This is a genomic window from Exiguobacterium sp. s140, assembly GCF_018617035.1.
In the GTDB taxonomy this organism is placed as follows: domain Bacteria; phylum Bacillota; class Bacilli; order Exiguobacteriales; family Exiguobacteriaceae; genus Exiguobacterium; species Exiguobacterium profundum.
Map to the genome: position 1 here is coordinate 191,920 of NZ_JACSJK010000002.1, position 17,173 is coordinate 209,092.

Genomic DNA, 17,173 nt, shown 5'->3' on the forward strand with positions numbered 1-17,173 from the left:
CCATGGCAGGGTTTGCGCTTCGTGATTTATACATGAGATCACCGATTCGATTACAACAATGGATGACGACATTGTATGGAATGAAACTATGGCAAGAACGGTACGGACGCACATATGAGCGTGAGTTAGTCGTTTTAGCCAATCGTCCAAAAGATGGGGTACTTGTCGCAGCCGATCAGTTGAAGCGACTCAATGCGTTTCTTGAATTCTGTGCGACGCACAATGCATATTATCAAAAACTGTTTGAAGAAAATGAGATTGTTCTTCCCCTTCAATCGATGGAAGAGTTGAAGCGCATCCCGATCCTCGAAAAAGAAACAGTTCGGAAAAATCCGGACATCCACTCGAACATCAAAACAGACATTCTTGGACGAACCGGTGGAACGACAGGGACGTCCCTACAAGTTCATTTTACGAAAGAAGACTATCAAAGACGTATGGCCCACGTCGACTTTTTCAAAGCACAGCACGGGTTTGTCAGAGGAATGAAACGAGCGAGTTTCACAGGACGGAAAATTTGTAATCCAAATCAAGAAAAACCTGTATTTTGGCGCTACAATCGACCGCTCAATCAACTGCTATTCTCGCTCTATCATGTCAATCCTCAGACCATCCCTCATTACATCGACGCATTAAATCGATTCAAGCCAGTCGTATTAGACAGTGCACCGTCTGCCATGATTGAAATCGCGAAATACATCAAAGAAAATCAGGTTCCACTTGAATTTCAATTACTGGCTATTTTTCCGACTGCCGAAACGATTACGCCTCAAGGAAGAGCCATCTTAGAAGAGGCGTTTAATGCCCCGGTATTTGATCAGTACGCGTCTTCTGAAGGCGCGCCGATTTTAACGGAATGTACTCATGGCAATATGCATCTCCACCACGAAACAGGCGTGATCGAGTCGTATGGGGATCACGAGGAAATTTTAGTGACGAGCTTTACGACCCATGGGACACCGCTCGTTCGTTACCGGATTGGCGATCGGATGAAAATTGGAGAGGGGACATGTGCTTGTGGACAGGGAGGAACATTCGTCACTTCCATTGAGGGACGCGAAAGCAATTATGTACTCACTCCGAACAAACAAAAAATCTACGAAGGAGATTTGACGACCGTTGTCCGAGTGTTACCCAACTCGGTCATCCAAACGCAGTATCGGCAACATGATTTGTATCATATCGAATTAAAATACGTCCCGGATCTTGAACGTTTCAAGCCAGAACATGAAGAGATTATGAGGAGCGAGCTTGAACTACTGTTCGGCAAAGAGGTCGTGATTACGTTGACCGCCGTGCAATCGATTCCTCGGGGACCGAATGGAAAAGTCATTGTGATTGATAAAACCGCATAATTCCGAATCTCAGGAGGCAGATGGACATGGATAAACTCATCTCAGAATCACGTACAACACGAAAAACCATTGCCAATCGTCACGTAGCTGTTGTCGGACTAGGATATGTCGGACTCCCTGTCGCTGTTGCGCTAGGTGGCGTAGGAGACGTCATCGGAGTAGACATCAATGAAACGCGTATCAATGAGCTTACCCTTCATCTCGACAGCACGCGAGAAGTTGAATCAGTAGACCTTGAGCAAGCAGCGGTCTTATATACGACGGATGTCGCCAAACTTGAAGAGGCGGATTTCATTATCGTGGCTGTGCCGACACCCATCAATGATCAAAATCAACCAGATCTAGGACCGATTTGTAGCGCGACTCGTGCTGTTGGAGCGCATTTGCGACCGGGCACGATTGTCGTATACGAATCTACGGTCTATCCGGGACTGACAGAGGAAGAGTGTATCCCATTACTTGAAAAAACATCGGGTCTCCGGGCCGGGATTGATTTTAAAGTCGGCTACTCTCCAGAACGAATTAATCCGGGCGACCGTGAGCATACATTCCGCACAATCAAAAAAGTCGTAGCTGCCGAGGATGAAGAAACACTCGATGTGGTAGCGGCTGTTTATGAGACGGTAGTCGATGCCGGCGTTCATCGCGCTTCCTCGATTAAAGTGGCTGAGGCGGCCAAAGTGATCGAGAATACACAGCGCGATTTGAACATCGCGTTGATGAATGAATTGGCCATCATCTTCGATCGCATGAACATCGACACGCTCGAGGTGTTAGAGGCTGCCGGGACGAAATGGAACTTCCTAAACTTCCGACCAGGTCTAGTCGGTGGTCATTGTATCGGCGTCGACCCATTCTATTTGACGATGAAGTCTGAGATGCTCGGTTATCATCCGGAAGTGATTTTAGCAGGTCGTCGAATCAACGAGACGATGGGACGTTTCGTCGCCACATCCCTGATTAAAACGATGATCAGTCAAAACATGGCCATTCTCGGATCGCGCGTGACGGTCCTCGGGATGTCCTTCAAAGAGAACGTCAGTGATATTCGCAATTCGAAAGTGGCTTCCTTGATTCGAGAGGTCGAGGAGTTCGGCCTAGAAGTGCAAGTGTGTGACCCGCTCGTCGATCCGGAAGAGGTGCGACGAGAGTATGGAATCGACGTCAAATCATACTGTGACTTAAAACCAGCGGACGTCGTCATCTATGCCGTGTCTCACGATGAATTCGTTCAAGAAGGATGGACGATTGCGAAACGCCAGCTGAAGTTAGGCCGTGGTATCGTCATTGACTTGAAAGGCATGCTCGATCGTGCGATGAAGCCGGAGGAGGTGCACTTATGGCGCCTTTAAAAATCCTCCAGTTCTGCGCCGTCGATATGACAGCGGATGTGTTGCTACGTCCTCTCATTGAGTCGCTGAAGGCGGAAGGACACGAAGTCGACGTCGCATGTGCTTACGGTGATCGGACGGATCGTCTTCGGGACGAAGGATGGGTCATTCATACGTTGCCAATCGATCGAAAGTTTAGCCCGAAGCGTAATCTACAGACCATTCAAGAGTTGGTGAGGTTATTGCGCCGCGAAAAATATGATGCCATTCACGTCCACACCCCGGTGGCCGCAGCGTTAGGAAGAGTTGCGGCCCGCATTGCCAGGACACCACATATTCTCTATACCGCACATGGATTTTACTTCCACGAACGAATGGGTCGAATCGCATACGAACTCGTCTTCTGGTTAGAGAAATCACTCGCGGCATTAGCGACCGATTGGTTGTTGCTCCAAAGCGAGGAAGATTACTCACTCGCTAAAACAAGACATTTCAAAGAGGACGAACGATTGATGCATCTCGGAAATGGGATTGATTTAAATCGATTTTATCCGACAGAGAAACACATTTCCCCAGAACATTTAAAGTTCTTGTTTGTCGGAAGGCTCGTTCAAGAAAAAGGAATCCTAGATTTACTTCAGGCGTTCGATGAACTGACGAAACGCTATCCGAACGCGACGTTGACGATTGCTGGAGAGTTGATGACGAGTGAACGTGATCAAGAGACGGCGAAACAAGTCGAGGCGCATTTAGCCCAAAATCCACAGATTCATTACGCCGGATTCGTTCGGGATACCCCCTCTTTATTTGCAGCACACGACGTCTTTTTACTTCCCTCTTATCGTGAAGGATTGCCACGCTCTATTCTTGAAGCCATGGCGTCCGGATTACCTGTCATCGCTACCGATATCCGTGGCTGTCGAGAAGAAGTCACGGATGGGGAAACCGGCTTTCTCGTTCCGGTCGGTCGACCTGAGGCACTGACCTTGGCGATGCGCTGGTTCATTGAACATCCTGAACAGTGTTATTCATTCGGGCAACGTGGTCGCGAAGTGGTCGAAGAAAAATTTGACGAAACGAAAATTTTAAGTCGTCAACTTCACCTGTTCGCACAAATTAGTAGCCGTGAAGTGGGATGAACCGATACGTCAATCACGTAAGGGGGAGGCGACATGGGAAAGCAACAACTGATTGATCACTTACAAGAGGCTTCTTCGGACGGTCGCCTCACCATCTACATGTATCAGAAATGGCAAAAGATTCACGGCGGGGCAACCGTGGTGGAATTATTAGAAATGTACGGATCATGGTCGAATGTACTGCGTTTGGCTGGGTTGGAACAGCAAACGCCACGGTTCACAAAGAAGGAAATGATTCAAATGCTTCGTGAAGCGGCGAAAGAGCATGATTCATTCAATAGTGCCGATTATCGAAAGTGGGCCATGACCAATGATGCACCGACGTTGACAGAGGTCGTCATTCAGTTCGGATCGTGGAAAGTGGCACTGATTGAGGCGAATTTGAAGAGTATCATCTCGTTCGATCAAAAATGTGAAATCATCCAATCATTACTTGATGCCAATGAAGAGCTTCATCCATTGACGTCGACCGCTTATGCCAAATGGGCCAAGCAGAACCAACGTCCGAGTATCACGAAAGTGGTGAGGCGTTTCGGGTCTTGGTCCCAAGCGTTAGACGAGATTGGCATCTCAACGCGAGAGCTGTTCACGGAGAAGCAAATGATGGACGCGCTACACGAGGCAGATGAACATTTGACCGCTCTCTCGCCATGGGGTTATGAAGTGTGGCAAAAAGAAAAGGGCAATCGTCCGACATTAAAAGACATTCAACAAATGTTTGGTTCATTTGATGTGGCGGTCCGAGAGATGCGTCAAACCGCAAACCAAAGTGGAGGGAGATGAGAAAATGCGAGTTGTACTCTGCACGGGCGACCACTGGAGTTCAACACTTGTCTATCAAGCGATACGGGATTTAGGCGTCACACATGTGATCATGGAAGATGGTCCGACACCGACGCATGTCAACACGTGGAAAGAACTTCTGACACAATCGTACATTTCCTTCCTGACTCCCATAATGCGGAGGTTCAGTCGAGAACGAATCGCGGAGTTGCAGTCGCGGTATGCTTTCTGTGACGATTCGATTCCGGAACAGCGTATGACGCGTGTCGTTTCCTTACAAGATAAAAAAGCGGAACATACGATTCGACACCTGCAACCGGACGTCATCATCATGTACGAAGTTGCGGAAATGAACGAACGATTGTTACAAGAAATGAACTGTCCCATCTTAACCATCACCCCATCGATGGCAGTGGGACAACGAGAAGCATATTGGGGATTCCATAACCACACATCGAGAAAAGAAGTTCGACTTTGCCAGTGGACGAAGAAAGGATGGACCCCACTAACGAGTGAAGTAATCTATACAGGTGGAACGGACAACTTCTCGACCTTCCCTTATATTTATTTGGCGACGAGTCTCCCGATGTTACAAAAACATCTTCAAATAGGACCGCAAGAAGACACCGAGCGACGAAAAAAAGTCCAAGCCTGAGGCTTGGACTTAACTGTTCGCGATACAATAGTATTGGATGGCCTCGTTATAATACGCAGCGAGCTCCGGCTCGAAGCGATCATAAAATGCGGTGAATCGTTCATCCGTCACATACATCTGTCCGAGTCCACTGAACATATCGAGTGAACAGTCGTAAAAGTGTGTGTCGATGAACAGATGATTGTCTTTCACAATCGATTGAACTCGGTCGTCATCGATTGCGATTTGTGAACGAAATAAATCAACGAGTGGCGCAATCAAATCGAGTTGCATTTGATTGATGCGTTCCCAGTCCGCTTTCGATCGCTTCTGCGCACGTTCTTGTGCTGTCTTGTAAGCTGAAGTCTCTCCCCAACGTTCCTGCACTTCCTCTTGATGTTTCGCCTCGTGAGCTTGAATCTCCTCATAAGATAATCCATCAAATAATGACTTGTCATCCATTGGAATCCCTCCTTTGAGTGAGGTGAGGGTCGCTTCTGCCGTCTCGGCAAGCTTAGCGAAATAGGCTGCTTTCTGTCGCAACGCCTCGATATGTCCACTCAACACATCAATCCGGTTGAACGTCGTTGAATCAAGCAATTCTCCGATTTGATCGAGAGGAACATCGAGCGTGCGATAGAGTAAGATGAGTTGCAACCGTTCCGCATCGCGCGAAGAATAACGCCGATAGCCGTTGGCGTCACGGTTCGCAATGAGAAGACCGATTGCGTCATAATGTCGAAGCGTTCGTGTTGTCGTTCCAGCGAGTGACGCAAGTTGTTGAATCGAATACATCCCTTCACCTCCTTAGTCAAAGCGTAAAGGTTGACGTCACGTCAAGGTCAAGCCTTTTTTTCAAACAGTGAGAATCCATTTCGTTCGCCGATATAGTGGAAACCGAACCGAGGATAGTAGTTATTTAAGAAGGCGTTATCGGCAACACAGTCCAATCGAATGGTCGAAGACGTGTTTGCTAAGGCATGCTGCATCAAACGTTCCCCGATGCGTTCACCTTTTGCACTCGAGTCTGTGACGAGTCGATGCAAGTAGACGGCACCGTCCGGGTCGTCCCATAGATTATGGTCCCAGTCAGTCGGAGGAATCAGGCTGACGGCACCGACGACTTGCTGATCTCGTTCGTAGACAAACACCGTCCCGTTCGTCAAATCGTGACGGACATAGTCGGAACGACTCGGCTCTAAATATTTGACCCATTGCGACTTTCCGGCTACTTGGAACTCTTTTGCTTTCTTTAAAATCAATTGATCGACTGCTGAAAAATCCTCAAGTGTAGCAAATCGAAACATGATGAAGCACCTCGCTTTCATTTCTTTTCAAAATCGTGTAGGGTACACGTTGAGTATGCTGATGAAACATCTTTGTATCATCGAATGTTTTTTGGTAAGATAAATTTATTGCATCGTGCAAACGATTGCGCTAATGATATAAAGTTCACAGCACGAATAAGATAAGTATAAATGATGAGCAGTGAGTTTTGGGATAAGGAGTATCTAGATCACATGCAACTTTTACAACGAGAACAACAAACACAAACGCTTAAACGCAACTGGTGGAAAGAAGCCGTCGCCTATCAAATTTATCCTCGTAGCTTTTATGACGCGAATGGGGACGGAATTGGAGACATTCAAGGAATCATTGATAAGCTCGACTATTTGAAAGACCTCGGTATTGATGTTATCTGGATTTGCCCGATGTATAAATCGCCAAACGATGATAACGGTTATGACATTAGTGACTATCAAGATATCATGGACGAGTTCGGTACGATGGAAGACTTCGACCGCTTATTGGACGAAGTGCATCAGCGCGGTATGAAGCTGTTGCTCGACCTCGTCGTCAACCATACGTCGGATGAGCACCCTTGGTTCATTGAATCGAAGAGCTCAAAAGACAATCCGAAGCGCGACTGGTATATCTGGCGCGACGGAAAACCGGACGGGTCGAAGCCGAATAACTGGGAATCGATCTTTGGTGGCTCGGCTTGGGAATTCGATGAAACGACGGAGCAATACTACTTGCATGTCTTCTCGAAGAAACAGCCGGACCTCAATTGGGAAAATCCTGAGATGCGTACAGCGGTATACGATATGATCAACTGGTGGCTCGAAAAAGGGATCGACGGGTTCCGTGTCGATGCAATCAGCCACATCCGCAAGAACCCGACGTTCGCCGACTTGCCAAACCCGAACGACCTCGACTTTGTACCGTCGTTCGAGATGCACATGAACGTGGACGGAATTCACGACTATTTAGAAGAGCTTCGTGACGAGACGTTCAATAAACATGACATCATGACGGTCGGTGAAGCGAACGGCGTCTCACCTGACGATGCCCATCTATGGGTCGGTGAAAAGGAAGGGAAGATGAACATGGTCTTCCAATTCGAACACATGGACCTTTGGAGTGAAGATGTCGATTCGAAACTCGATGTCGTTCACTTGAAGAACGTGTTGACGAAATGGCAAAAAGGACTTGAGGCCGATGGATGGAACGCCCTTTACGTCGAAAACCATGACCAGACGCGTACGGTCTCGAAATGGGGAGACGATGAGCGTTACTGGAAAGAAAGCGCGAAGTCGATTGCGATGATGTACTTCCTCATGCAAGGGACGCCGTTTATCTATCAAGGTCAAGAGATCGGGATGACGAACGTCAAATTCGATTCGATCGATCAATATGATGACATCGCGACACGCAACCGCTACTATATCGGTGTCGAACAAGGGAAGAGTCATGACGAGATGATGCGCATCACGTGGAACTCGTCACGCGACAACACGCGTACACCGATGCAGTGGAGTGATGCCCCGAACGCCGGATTCACGTTCGCAGAGCAGCCATGGGTCGGCATCAACCCGAACTATACGGATATCAACGTCGAATCACAGCTTGAAGATGAGGACTCAATTTTTAACTTCTATAAAGAGATGATTCAACTTCGTAAAGATAATGAGACGTTTGTTTACGGGGCATATGATGTCGTCTTGCCGGAACACCCGGAAGTCTATGCGTATACGCGTACGCTCGGTGACACGCAGTACCTCGTCGTCACGAACTTGACGGCGAAAGAGACGATGTTTGATATGGATCAGACACTTCGTGCGCAAGATGTCGTCTTGAGCAACATGCCGGTTGAAGGCGATGCGGAATCATCGCTCCTTCACTTGAAACCGTTCGAAGGTCGCGTGTATAAAATTAGCTAATTTTTCAGAACTTCAAGGTCGTGGACGAAAATTCGTCTACGGCCTTTTTTTGTTGGAAAAAGGGGATAACGGCGACTCATGCGAACTCCTTATAGGGAGATGAGAAGGAGGAAACGTAAATGAAACTGTTATTAACGTCAGCAGGTATTAAGAACGAAAGCATCAAACGAGCACTTCTCGAGTTATTAGACAAGCCGATTGAAGAGTGTAATGTACTCTGTATCCCAACAGCCATTTATGCGTTGAACGGGGGAACGAAACACGCATGGAACTTTTTCAATGGGGATTTCTCGACGCCGATGTGTGAGTTGGGCTGGAAGTCGGTTGGGGTGCTCGAACTGAGCGCACTCCCGAGTATCGATGAGTCGGTGTGGAGACCGGCGTTTGATAAGGCAGACGTATTATTGGTGAATGGGGGCGATCCGCTCTTTCTCTACCATTGGATGAAACAGTCCGAGGTAGCCTCGCTGCTCCCGTCCTGGAAAGGTGTCTACGTCGGATTGAGTGCAGGTAGCATGGTGATGACACCACGAATTGGAGAAGCGTTTGTCGGATGGCGCGCATCCGATGAGCAGAGCGATGAGACGTTAGGGTTTGTCGACTTCTCGATCTTTCCACATCTCGACCATGACATGTTGCCGGGGAACACGTCACGTCATGCAGCAGATTGGGCGGAAGCGCTACAGGCACCGGCTTATGCGATTGACGACGAGACGGCGATTCGCGTGAAGGATGGGAAGGTCGATGTGATTTCGGAAGGGAATTGGAAGAAGTTTTTCTGACTGTATAAAAGCAATAGGAAGGGGACCTGAGAGATTGAACCGATTTACTCATCAACGAAAAACGAATCGAATCATCGTACGACCGTTAGAGAAACAAGATTATGAAGCGTGGTTAAGTGGATTTACAAATCGTCGTATTTCGCAACACGTGTACGATCCCGGGAAATTAGACATGAGCGACTGTACGTCCGTTTGGTTTGACCAGCTAGTCGACAATCATCAGGCACTTGCGCTTGAAGACGAGGCACATGTTTTCGCCGTTTTCCGGCTTGACGATGGGATACATCTCGGCATGGTGGATTTTTCTACCTTGGCGCGAGATGCGTTTCAATGGGGGAGGGTCGGGTATACGATTCATAATCAACATTGGGGTCAGGGGTATGGGACAGAAGCAGTCGACCTGGCGATGCGTATTGCTTTTGACGACTTGAACTTTCAACGAATCGAGGCACATATCAATCTCGATAATAAAGCATCCATTCGTCTCGCGGAGCGTGTCGGCATGTCGTATGAGTGCACGAGAGAAGGGTTTATCTTTGAGAACGAAGATTGGGTAGACCATCTCGTCTATGTGAAAACGAAGCGCCGTCGATAGAACGACTCCTACCACATATGGTACGATGAATTGACGGAAAGGGGGATGAGCATGGCGATTGAACCACTTCGCGTGCGTGTCCAGCAAACAACACGGATGAGTGACATGCCAGAGTCAATCGAGCTCTCGGCAGACGGTTTATACTATCCATTGAAGACTGGCTTTATTTTAATGTTTGACCAACAACAAGAGGACGGGGCGGTCCCGACGACAATCAAGTACACGCCGGAACGATTGGCGCTGATTTGTAAGGGACCGATTGAGATGAACCACTCCTTCATCGAAGGTCGCTTCACGCAAAGCTTATATAAGAATCCATATATGTCGATGACGATGGCGACGACGACATCGCGCCTCGATGTCTCGGAAGAATCATGTACGTTCGTATATGAGTTGTCCATGAATGAAGAAGATGTTGGCATATATGAAGTACATGTCACGTGGACATTTGAAGGAGGAGAAGACTGATGAACTTTACAGAACGCGTAAACAAGATTGAAGAGATGTTGAACGAAGACTGGTTCGAGATGCTCGAAACGAACGAAGAAGAGTACGAAGAGTGGCGCGGTCGCCTCGAGGACCACGCTGAACAAGTTATCATGCATTACGACCAAGAGAACGGGGTCGATGTCAATTCGATTGATAAATTGCTTCAATTGAACGATGAGTTCCCGCTCCTTTACGGGGAAGACACCGTTCGCCTGTACATCGCACTTATTGAGGCGCGGTCAGAAGACAAAGCGGTCTACGATCGGTACGTCGATTATTTAGCAGCCATCAGTGATGCATCGCACGAACAGTTTTTACATTTCCATACGCTCGTCGAGGCAGGACGGTTAGAAGAAGCGAGACAACTTGCTCCACACATGCCGCAACGTCTCGGACTCGAAGGATAAGCATACCGAAAGTGTCATCTGAACAAGGTGGCACTTTTTTTCATGCCTGAAAGGGGACAAACTTTGATGAGAACGTCTATTTTATTTCAATTGTGCGTTCCCTAAGATGAAGGAACAAGGAAATCAATTTAGAGAACACGAATGGAAAGGAATAAAGGGGGAAATGGGATGTTAAGACTAATCAAGACGTCTGTCGATCAAAAAGAACAGATTCTCGCATTTTTAGAGGAATGGTACGAGCGGGATGAGCGGATTGTCCCGACCTCGGTGGACCGTGAAACGACAGACTTCGAGGCGTACGTCAACACATTACGTCAGAAAGAGTTACGTGAGAACATAGAGGAAGGCTGGGTCCCGAGCACGACGTATTGGCTCACAGATGGAGAAGAGCTTCTCGGGGCGGCGAACATTCGTCACGAGTTGAATGAATCACTTTTGAAGATTGGTGGGCATGTCGGGTACGGGGTGAAACCGAGTGCGCGCGGGCGCGGACTCGCTACCATCCAACTACAACTTGCGCTTGAGAAAGTGAAAGAGCTCGGAATCGAGCGTGCACTCATCACGTGTAATCGGACAAACGTCGCTTCTCGTCAAGTCATTTTAAACAATGGGGGCGTCGCGGACACACCGTATACGGAAGAAGACGGGACGATCGTCGAGCGGTTTTGGATTGACTTGAAAGGGTGAAGACGAGATGGCGAACTGGATTATCATCTATTTGGCGCTGATTAATTTCTTCGGCATCTATTTGTTCCGGGAAGAGACCGTTCCCTCAAAGAAATGGTTCTCATTCTCGAGCGGAATCGCCATCACGTACTTCTTCATGTATCTTTTGCCGTCTCTGAACAAACGCCAGGACACGCTTCGTGTCGATTGGTTGAATTTGGCGTTATTTTCTGAGATTTATATCGTCAGTCTTATCGGATTCACGGTATTTTATGGCACGATGCGGTTCGTTCGAACCCCTCACTTTCAAGATGAGGCGGTCGATCGGACCGTTTCGTATTGGCTACAGGTGACACTTCTCACGGCCTATATGTCCTTTTCGGCGTACGTGGTGACGGCCGACTCGGTGACATTCGTTGCAAGAAGCTTCTATGCGACAGCGCTCGGCGTGCATTTTTTAGCGCTCGGTCATGACTTAAATCGCCATTATGGTGAACGTTACATGCGACAAGGACGCTATTTGTTGAGTGGTGGGATTTTGCTCGGTGGGTTCTTCTCACGCTGGATTGACTTGGCCGCGCACGTTGAGGCGCTCTGTTTTGCCTTCGTGGCCGGAGCGATGATTCTCAATATCGTGAAGTTTGAACTCCCATCGGATCGAAATCTGCACTTCCGCACGTTCGTATTGGCCGTGTGCAGTTATGGGGGATTATTGCTCATCTTGAAACATCTTCTAAACTTCTGACGAGAACTTCATAAAAATGAATGACTGTTCATTCATCATTTGATATACTGAATTCAAGATTGAATCCGTTTTCAAAGGGGGAGTTTTGGGGATGTCTACATTTTTAATCGTCAACTGGATTCTATTCTTGCTCGTCCTCGGCTATGGTGTGTATTTATTTGCTACGCTAGTTCATCAGCGTTATACGTTCATCAAGCTCGGGAAGAAGGCAGAATGGAGCCAAACGAACAAAGAACGACTCGAACAGGTCATGATCAACGTGTTCGGTCAAAAGAAACTGTTGAAGGATAAGAAGAGTGGCGCCATTCACGTCATGATGTTTTATGGCTTCATCCTCGTCCAATTCGGGGCGATTGATTTCATTTGGAAAGGACTAGCGGTCGGAACACGTTTCCCTCATATCCCGCTCGGTCCCCTCTATCCAATCTTTACGTTCATGCAAGAAATCGTCATGCTCATGATTCTCGTCGCGGTCGTTTGGGGATTCTACCGTCGTTACGTCGAGAAGCTCGTGCGCTTGAAACGAAATTTTTTAGCAGGTCTCGCCCTCATCTTCATCGGCGGGTTGATGGTTTCCGTCTTGTTCGGGAACGGGTTTTACCTCGTCTATAAGGAAGAGCTTCCAATGTGGGGCGAACCGGTCGCGACACTCATCGGTTCAGCGTTTGCTTGGGTACCAGGTCCGGTCGCTTTCGCCTTGTTCGTCGTCTTTTGGTGGATGCACCTCTTATTCTTACTCAGCTTCATGGTCTACATCCCGCAAGGTAAACACGCGCACTTGATCGCCGGTACGCTCAACGTCTGGCTCGGGCGCACACACAAAGTCGGTCGCTTGGCACCTGTCGATTTTTCAGCGATGGAAGAAGCGGAAGAGTCGGATGAAGAGGTTGTCTTCGGGGTCAACAAGATTGAAGACTTCAACCAGAAGCAGCTCGTCGACCTATACGCCTGTGTCGAATGCGGACGTTGTACGAATGTTTGTCCGGCAACAGGGACTGGGAAGATGTTGTCGCCGATGGACTTAATCGTCAAACTTCGTGACCATATGAATATGAAAGGTGCGGCGGTCACGAGAAAATCACCGTGGGCACCTGCGCTCATGTTCCAAAACACGCAAGGTGCTGAAATCGCAGCAGCTGCGCAAGACGGTCATATGCTCGTCGCAGACGAGTTGATCGGCAACGTCATCACGGAAGAAGAAATCTGGGCGTGTACGACTTGCCGTAACTGTGAAGACCAGTGTCCGGTCATGAACGAACACGTCGATAAAATCATTGACCTTCGTCGTTACCTCGTCATGATGGAAGGGAAGATGGACCCTGAGGCACAGCGTACGGTCGCCAATATCGAGCGTCAAGGAAACCCGTGGGGAATGAACCGGAAAGAACGCGAGAACTGGCGTAAGGATACAGAGCTCGTCATCCCGACGGCGAAAGAGAAGAAAAAAGCAGGCGAGGAATTCGAGTATCTCTTCTGGGTCGGCGCGATGGGGTCTTACGATAGCCGTAGCCAAAAAGTCGCGCAGAGCTTTGCGAGCGTCTTGAACAAGGCGGGCGTCTCATTCGCCATTCTCGGAAATGAAGAGAAAAACTCAGGGGATACACCACGTCGAATCGGAAACGAGTTGCTGTTCCAAGAACTCGCCGAAGCGAACATTAAACTATTTGAGAAGTATGGGGTGACGAAAATCGTCACGGTCGACCCGCACGCGTACAATACGTTCAAAAATGAGTATCCGGACTTCGGTTTGACTGATGTGAAAGTGTATCATCATACGGAGTTGCTCGCAGAGTTGCTCGATACGGGTCGAATCCAACCAGACCTTCAAGTGAATGAACGTGTCGTCTATCACGACTCTTGTTACCTTGGTCGTTATAACGGCATTTACGATGCACCACGATTCGTCCTAGAACGCATACCGGGTGTCGAACTCGTCGAAGCGACACGTAACCGTGAAAACGGTATGTGTTGTGGAGCCGGTGGTGGTCTCATGTGGCAGGAAGAAAAAGTCGGGACACGTGTCAACGTGGCTCGGACAGAACAGTTGCTTGAGACGAAACCGACTGTTATCGGTTCGGCATGTCCGTACTGCTTGACGATGTTATCAGATGGAACGAAAGCGAAAGAAGTCGATGAGACCGTCGGCACGTTCGATGTCGTCGAATTGCTCGATCGCTCGCTGAAGGCCATCGAGATTCCAGAACCAGTTGTCCAATAATACATGAAGGCACGGTCCTCGGACCGTGCCTTGTTTGTTTTTCGGCCCCATTTGCTCGAGGAGGGCCGCGATGTTCGTCTCATTTTCAGGAATGAGCGCATTGATTTGACTGCTCAGTTGTTTTTCGTTCTCTGCAAGTGTGCGTACATCGGTGGCGACGACGGCGAAAACCCTTCTTAATGATTAGGTTGTTAGGATACGGTTTGTACGTTGGGCAGACAGTAAACGAGGAATTATCGTTTCAAATTCCAAAAGCATGGATGTTCGGTGTTCTAGGACTTACGTGGATTTTCAATATTGGATTAATCAGCCTGTACTGGTTCCGAGTTCGTCCGAGTAGAATACATGAATCATAATTTTCCCTAGCTTTTTCATATCGCTTTTGTTTATAATGAGGAGTGATGTTTAACTAGTGACGGAAAAGGAGTGTCCTTTAATGAATAAATCGTTGATTGATTTCGTTTATGAACTTCTCCAAGAAACTGGCGAACAGCCTGTTTCTTTTGATGAGATTCGCGAAAAAATCAAGCAAAACTATACGTTTGCGAGTGAAGAGGAAGAACTCGAGAAAATCGCACAACTTTACACCGATTTGAACATCGACGGGTTGTTCGTCAACTTAGGAGCAAACCGTTGGGCGCTTCGCGTTTGGTACCCATTCGATAAGTCGGATGAAGATCTCGTTATCGAAGCACGTCAACGTGGTGAGCTTGACGAATTCGAAGAAGAGTTCGAAGAAGCAGACGAAGGCATCGTCGATATCGAAGATGACTTGGATGTATTCGCAAAAGTTGAAGATTACGATTCATCTGAATTCGATGATGAGGACGAAGAAGAAAAAGTAGAAGGCCTTGATGACTTCAAGGATGACGACTTGGACGACGACCTCGATCTCGAAGACGAGGATGATTTATAAGAGACCGCAAAAAGCCGGGCATTGCGCCCGGCTAGGCGTGTCTCTTTTTCTTTTTTAGTCGTGTTCATCGACTTGAAAAAAAGAAAAAATAAAATCTTGACGACTGCATCGTCTCTGGCGTAAATTAGTCATGGGCTAGTTTAGCACGTAACGATGCAGCAAAAGTGTCCTCCATTTTCGGGGGCACTTTTGCTTTTTTTGTTTTTTCGTTTCCCGATGGTTGGTATTCAAGAGAGGAGAAAGAAACATGACAAAGTACATTTTCGTAACAGGCGGGGTAGTATCTTCGCTCGGTAAAGGGATCACGGCAGCTTCGCTCGCGCGTCTACTCAAAAATCGAGGACTCAACGTCACGATTCAGAAGTTTGACCCATACATCAACATTGACCCAGGTACGATGAGCCCGTATCAACACGGAGAAGTATTCGTCACAGATGATGGCGCTGAGACTGACCTTGACCTCGGACACTATGAGCGCTTTATCGACATCAACTTGTCGCAAAACGCGAACGTCACATCAGGGCGCATTTATTCAACTGTCTTGAAGAAAGAGCGTCGTGGAGACTATAACGGTGGGACGGTTCAGGTCATTCCGCATATCACGAATGAAATCAAAGACCGTGTCTTCCGTGCAGGACGCGAGACGAACGCCGATGTCGTCATTACAGAGATTGGTGGAACAGTCGGGGATATCGAGTCCCTTCCGTTCATCGAAGCCATTCGCCAAGTGAAGAATGACATTGGGAAAGAGAACGTCATGTACGTCCACTGTACACTCGTCCCTTACCTTCGCGCAGCAGGTGAGATGAAGACAAAACCGACACAACACAGTGTCAAAGAGCTTCGCAGCTACGGAATTCAGCCAGACATCATCGTTCTCCGTACGGAGCACGATATCCCAGAAGACATGCGTGAAAAAATCGCCCTCTTCTGTGATACGCGCAAAGAAGCGGTCATCGAGGCGCAAGACGCATCGACACTTTATGAAGTACCACTCAACCTTCAAAAACAAGGAATGGACCAACTCGTCAATGACTACTTCGGTTTCAATTCACCGGCTGCTGACATGACGGCTTGGAAAGAACTCGTCCACACGGTCACACACCTTGAGAAGAAAGTGAAAATCGCACTCGTCGGGAAATATGTCGAATTGCGTGATGCCTATATCTCGGTCGCGGAAGCACTCAAACATGCGGGTTATGCGTTCAACGCGGATATCGACATCGACTGGGTCAACGCAGAAGACGTGACGGCTGAAAACGTCTCAGACATCCTCGGCGATGCGGACGGAATCCTCGTTCCAGGTGGATTCGGTGAGCGTGGAATCGAAGGGAAGATTGAAGCGACACGTTTTGCTCGTGAAAACAACGTGCCATTCTTCGGAATCTGTCTCGGGATGCAACTCGCGACGGTCGAGTTTGCCCGTAACGTCTTGAAGTTGGACGGTGCCCATACGGCTGAAATCGATCCATCGACACCGTATCCAATCATCGACCTTCTCCCAGAGCAAAAGGACATCGAAGACCTTGGCGGCACACTTCGTCTCGGACTCTATCCATGTAAACTCGAAAAAGGGACGAACGCGCATGCCGCATACGATCAAGAGCTCGTTTACGAACGTCATCGTCATCGTTATGAGTTCAACAACGAGTACCGTGAAGCGTTTGAAGCAGAAGGCTTCAAGTTCTCAGGTACGAGCCCGGACGGTCGTCTCGTAGAAATCATTGAGATTCCAGAACACAAGTGGTTCGTGGCATCACAGTTCCACCCGGAATTGATTTCGCGTCCAGAACGTCCACAACGTCTATTCCATGACTTCATCCAAGCGTCACTTGGAGAATAAGTGATTGAAAGCCACGGTCCATTCCGGATCGTGGCTTTTCTACGTC

17 protein-coding genes are annotated in these 17,173 nt (G+C 48.2%); 15 read left to right on the plus strand and 2 right to left on the minus strand.

Annotated features, from left to right (window positions below; translation table 11 throughout):
• Window positions 1-2: 2 nt before the first annotated feature.
• Genes KNO61_RS09080 through KNO61_RS09100 form a run of 5 tightly spaced genes read left to right on the plus strand, consistent with a single transcriptional unit; the run spans window position 3 to window position 5,263 of the window.
• Window positions 3-1,355: a phenylacetate--CoA ligase family protein gene (locus KNO61_RS09080; protein ID WP_214685417.1), complete on the plus strand. Its 1,353-nt coding sequence runs from the start codon at window positions 3-5 to the stop codon at window positions 1,353-1,355.
• A 26-nt stretch (window positions 1,356-1,381) separates the two neighbouring features.
• Complete coding sequence (locus KNO61_RS09085) at window positions 1,382-2,707, plus strand: nucleotide sugar dehydrogenase (RefSeq protein ID WP_196431291.1); 1,326 nt, start codon at window positions 1,382-1,384, stop codon at window positions 2,705-2,707.
• A complete protein-coding gene (locus tag KNO61_RS09090) occupies window positions 2,695-3,825 on the plus strand; it encodes a glycosyltransferase family 4 protein (RefSeq protein WP_012727419.1) in 1,131 nt (376 codons plus the stop codon). Before KNO61_RS09085 ends, KNO61_RS09090 begins: the two co-directional genes overlap by 13 nt.
• 33 nt (window positions 3,826-3,858) lie before the next feature.
• Window positions 3,859-4,608 carry a hypothetical protein gene (locus KNO61_RS09095; protein WP_078147699.1) on the plus strand — a complete coding sequence of 250 codons (750 nt, stop codon included), beginning with the start codon at window positions 3,859-3,861 and terminating at the stop codon, window positions 4,606-4,608.
• Between the two features lie 4 nt (window positions 4,609-4,612).
• Window positions 4,613-5,263 carry a hypothetical protein gene (locus KNO61_RS09100; protein WP_078147698.1) on the plus strand — a complete coding sequence of 217 codons (651 nt, stop codon included), beginning with the start codon at window positions 4,613-4,615 and terminating at the stop codon, window positions 5,261-5,263.
• Window positions 5,264-5,272: 9 nt separating this feature from the next.
• Here KNO61_RS09100 and KNO61_RS09105 read toward each other — a convergent pair whose 3' ends face one another.
• Both KNO61_RS09105 and KNO61_RS09110 read right to left on the minus strand, forming a co-directional pair.
• Window positions 5,273-6,037, minus strand: a complete 765-nt coding sequence (locus KNO61_RS09105; RefSeq protein WP_214810852.1) for a MerR family transcriptional regulator — start codon at window positions 6,035-6,037, stop codon at window positions 5,273-5,275.
• A gap of 47 nt (window positions 6,038-6,084) precedes the next feature.
• Window positions 6,085-6,549 carry a GNAT family N-acetyltransferase gene (locus KNO61_RS09110; protein WP_214810862.1) on the minus strand — a complete coding sequence of 155 codons (465 nt, stop codon included), beginning with the start codon at window positions 6,547-6,549 and terminating at the stop codon, window positions 6,085-6,087.
• Between the two features lie 213 nt (window positions 6,550-6,762).
• Here KNO61_RS09110 and KNO61_RS09115 point away from each other — a divergent pair, with 213 nt between their 5' ends.
• From KNO61_RS09115 to KNO61_RS09160, 10 genes are all read left to right on the plus strand, one after another.
• Entirely contained in the window at window positions 6,763-8,466 is a 1,704-nt protein-coding gene (locus KNO61_RS09115) for a glycoside hydrolase family 13 protein (protein ID WP_214810865.1), read from the plus strand.
• Between the two features lie 119 nt (window positions 8,467-8,585).
• The gene (locus tag KNO61_RS09120) at window positions 8,586-9,248 is read left to right on the plus strand and encodes a Type 1 glutamine amidotransferase-like domain-containing protein (RefSeq protein ID WP_214873024.1); all 663 of its coding nucleotides are present in this window, start codon (window positions 8,586-8,588) and stop codon (window positions 9,246-9,248) included.
• A 34-nt stretch (window positions 9,249-9,282) separates the two neighbouring features.
• Window positions 9,283-9,843 carry a GNAT family N-acetyltransferase gene (locus KNO61_RS09125; RefSeq protein ID WP_214810876.1) on the plus strand — a complete coding sequence of 187 codons (561 nt, stop codon included), beginning with the start codon at window positions 9,283-9,285 and terminating at the stop codon, window positions 9,841-9,843.
• Between the two features lie 51 nt (window positions 9,844-9,894).
• Window positions 9,895-10,311 carry a YwiB family protein gene (locus tag KNO61_RS09130; protein WP_078147692.1) on the plus strand — a complete coding sequence of 139 codons (417 nt, stop codon included), beginning with the start codon at window positions 9,895-9,897 and terminating at the stop codon, window positions 10,309-10,311.
• The gene (locus KNO61_RS09135; RefSeq protein ID WP_078147691.1) at window positions 10,311-10,739 is read left to right on the plus strand and encodes a hypothetical protein; all 429 of its coding nucleotides are present in this window, start codon (window positions 10,311-10,313) and stop codon (window positions 10,737-10,739) included. The genes KNO61_RS09130 and KNO61_RS09135 overlap by 1 nt, the downstream gene beginning before the upstream one ends.
• Before the next feature lie 168 nt (window positions 10,740-10,907).
• Window positions 10,908-11,426: a GNAT family N-acetyltransferase gene (locus KNO61_RS09140; RefSeq protein WP_214734831.1), complete on the plus strand. Its 519-nt coding sequence runs from the start codon at window positions 10,908-10,910 to the stop codon at window positions 11,424-11,426.
• Window positions 11,427-11,433: 7 nt separating this feature from the next.
• Window positions 11,434-12,150 carry a hypothetical protein gene (locus KNO61_RS09145; protein WP_214873027.1) on the plus strand — a complete coding sequence of 239 codons (717 nt, stop codon included), beginning with the start codon at window positions 11,434-11,436 and terminating at the stop codon, window positions 12,148-12,150.
• Between the two features lie 91 nt (window positions 12,151-12,241).
• Window positions 12,242-14,368 (plus strand): heterodisulfide reductase-related iron-sulfur binding cluster, encoded by a 2,127-nt coding sequence (locus KNO61_RS09150; protein ID WP_214873029.1) that lies wholly within the window; start codon window positions 12,242-12,244, stop codon window positions 14,366-14,368.
• A gap of 436 nt (window positions 14,369-14,804) precedes the next feature.
• Window positions 14,805-15,284, plus strand: a complete 480-nt coding sequence (gene rpoE / locus KNO61_RS09155) for a DNA-directed RNA polymerase subunit delta (protein ID WP_012727404.1) — start codon at window positions 14,805-14,807, stop codon at window positions 15,282-15,284.
• A 247-nt stretch (window positions 15,285-15,531) separates the two neighbouring features.
• Window positions 15,532-17,127: a CTP synthase gene (locus tag KNO61_RS09160; RefSeq protein ID WP_214873032.1), complete on the plus strand. Its 1,596-nt coding sequence runs from the start codon at window positions 15,532-15,534 to the stop codon at window positions 17,125-17,127.
• The last annotated feature ends 46 nt before the right edge of the window (window positions 17,128-17,173 follow it).

Excerpts from the sequence above, each read along its gene's own strand:
- KNO61_RS09080 (WP_214685417.1), top strand. The coding sequence starts at position 3 with ATGGCAGGGTTTGCGCTTCGTGATTTATACATGAGATCACCGATTCGA.
- KNO61_RS09085 (WP_196431291.1), top strand. The coding sequence starts at position 1,382 with ATGGATAAACTCATCTCAGAATCACGTACAACACGAAAAACCATTGCC.
- KNO61_RS09090 (WP_012727419.1), top strand. The coding sequence starts at position 2,695 with ATGGCGCCTTTAAAAATCCTCCAGTTCTGCGCCGTCGATATGACAGCG.
- KNO61_RS09095 (WP_078147699.1), top strand. The coding sequence starts at position 3,859 with ATGGGAAAGCAACAACTGATTGATCACTTACAAGAGGCTTCTTCGGAC.
- KNO61_RS09100 (WP_078147698.1), top strand. The coding sequence starts at position 4,613 with ATGCGAGTTGTACTCTGCACGGGCGACCACTGGAGTTCAACACTTGTC.
- KNO61_RS09105 (WP_214810852.1), bottom strand. The coding sequence starts at position 6,037 with ATGTATTCGATTCAACAACTTGCGTCACTCGCTGGAACGACAACACGA.
- KNO61_RS09110 (WP_214810862.1), bottom strand. The coding sequence starts at position 6,549 with ATGTTTCGATTTGCTACACTTGAGGATTTTTCAGCAGTCGATCAATTG.
- KNO61_RS09115 (WP_214810865.1), top strand. The coding sequence starts at position 6,763 with ATGCAACTTTTACAACGAGAACAACAAACACAAACGCTTAAACGCAAC.
- KNO61_RS09120 (WP_214873024.1), top strand. The coding sequence starts at position 8,586 with ATGAAACTGTTATTAACGTCAGCAGGTATTAAGAACGAAAGCATCAAA.
- KNO61_RS09130 (WP_078147692.1), top strand. The coding sequence starts at position 9,895 with ATGGCGATTGAACCACTTCGCGTGCGTGTCCAGCAAACAACACGGATG.
- KNO61_RS09135 (WP_078147691.1), top strand. The coding sequence starts at position 10,311 with ATGAACTTTACAGAACGCGTAAACAAGATTGAAGAGATGTTGAACGAA.
- KNO61_RS09140 (WP_214734831.1), top strand. The coding sequence starts at position 10,908 with ATGTTAAGACTAATCAAGACGTCTGTCGATCAAAAAGAACAGATTCTC.
- KNO61_RS09145 (WP_214873027.1), top strand. The coding sequence starts at position 11,434 with ATGGCGAACTGGATTATCATCTATTTGGCGCTGATTAATTTCTTCGGC.
- KNO61_RS09150 (WP_214873029.1), top strand. The coding sequence starts at position 12,242 with ATGTCTACATTTTTAATCGTCAACTGGATTCTATTCTTGCTCGTCCTC.
- rpoE (WP_012727404.1), top strand. The coding sequence starts at position 14,805 with ATGAATAAATCGTTGATTGATTTCGTTTATGAACTTCTCCAAGAAACT.
- KNO61_RS09160 (WP_214873032.1), top strand. The coding sequence starts at position 15,532 with ATGACAAAGTACATTTTCGTAACAGGCGGGGTAGTATCTTCGCTCGGT.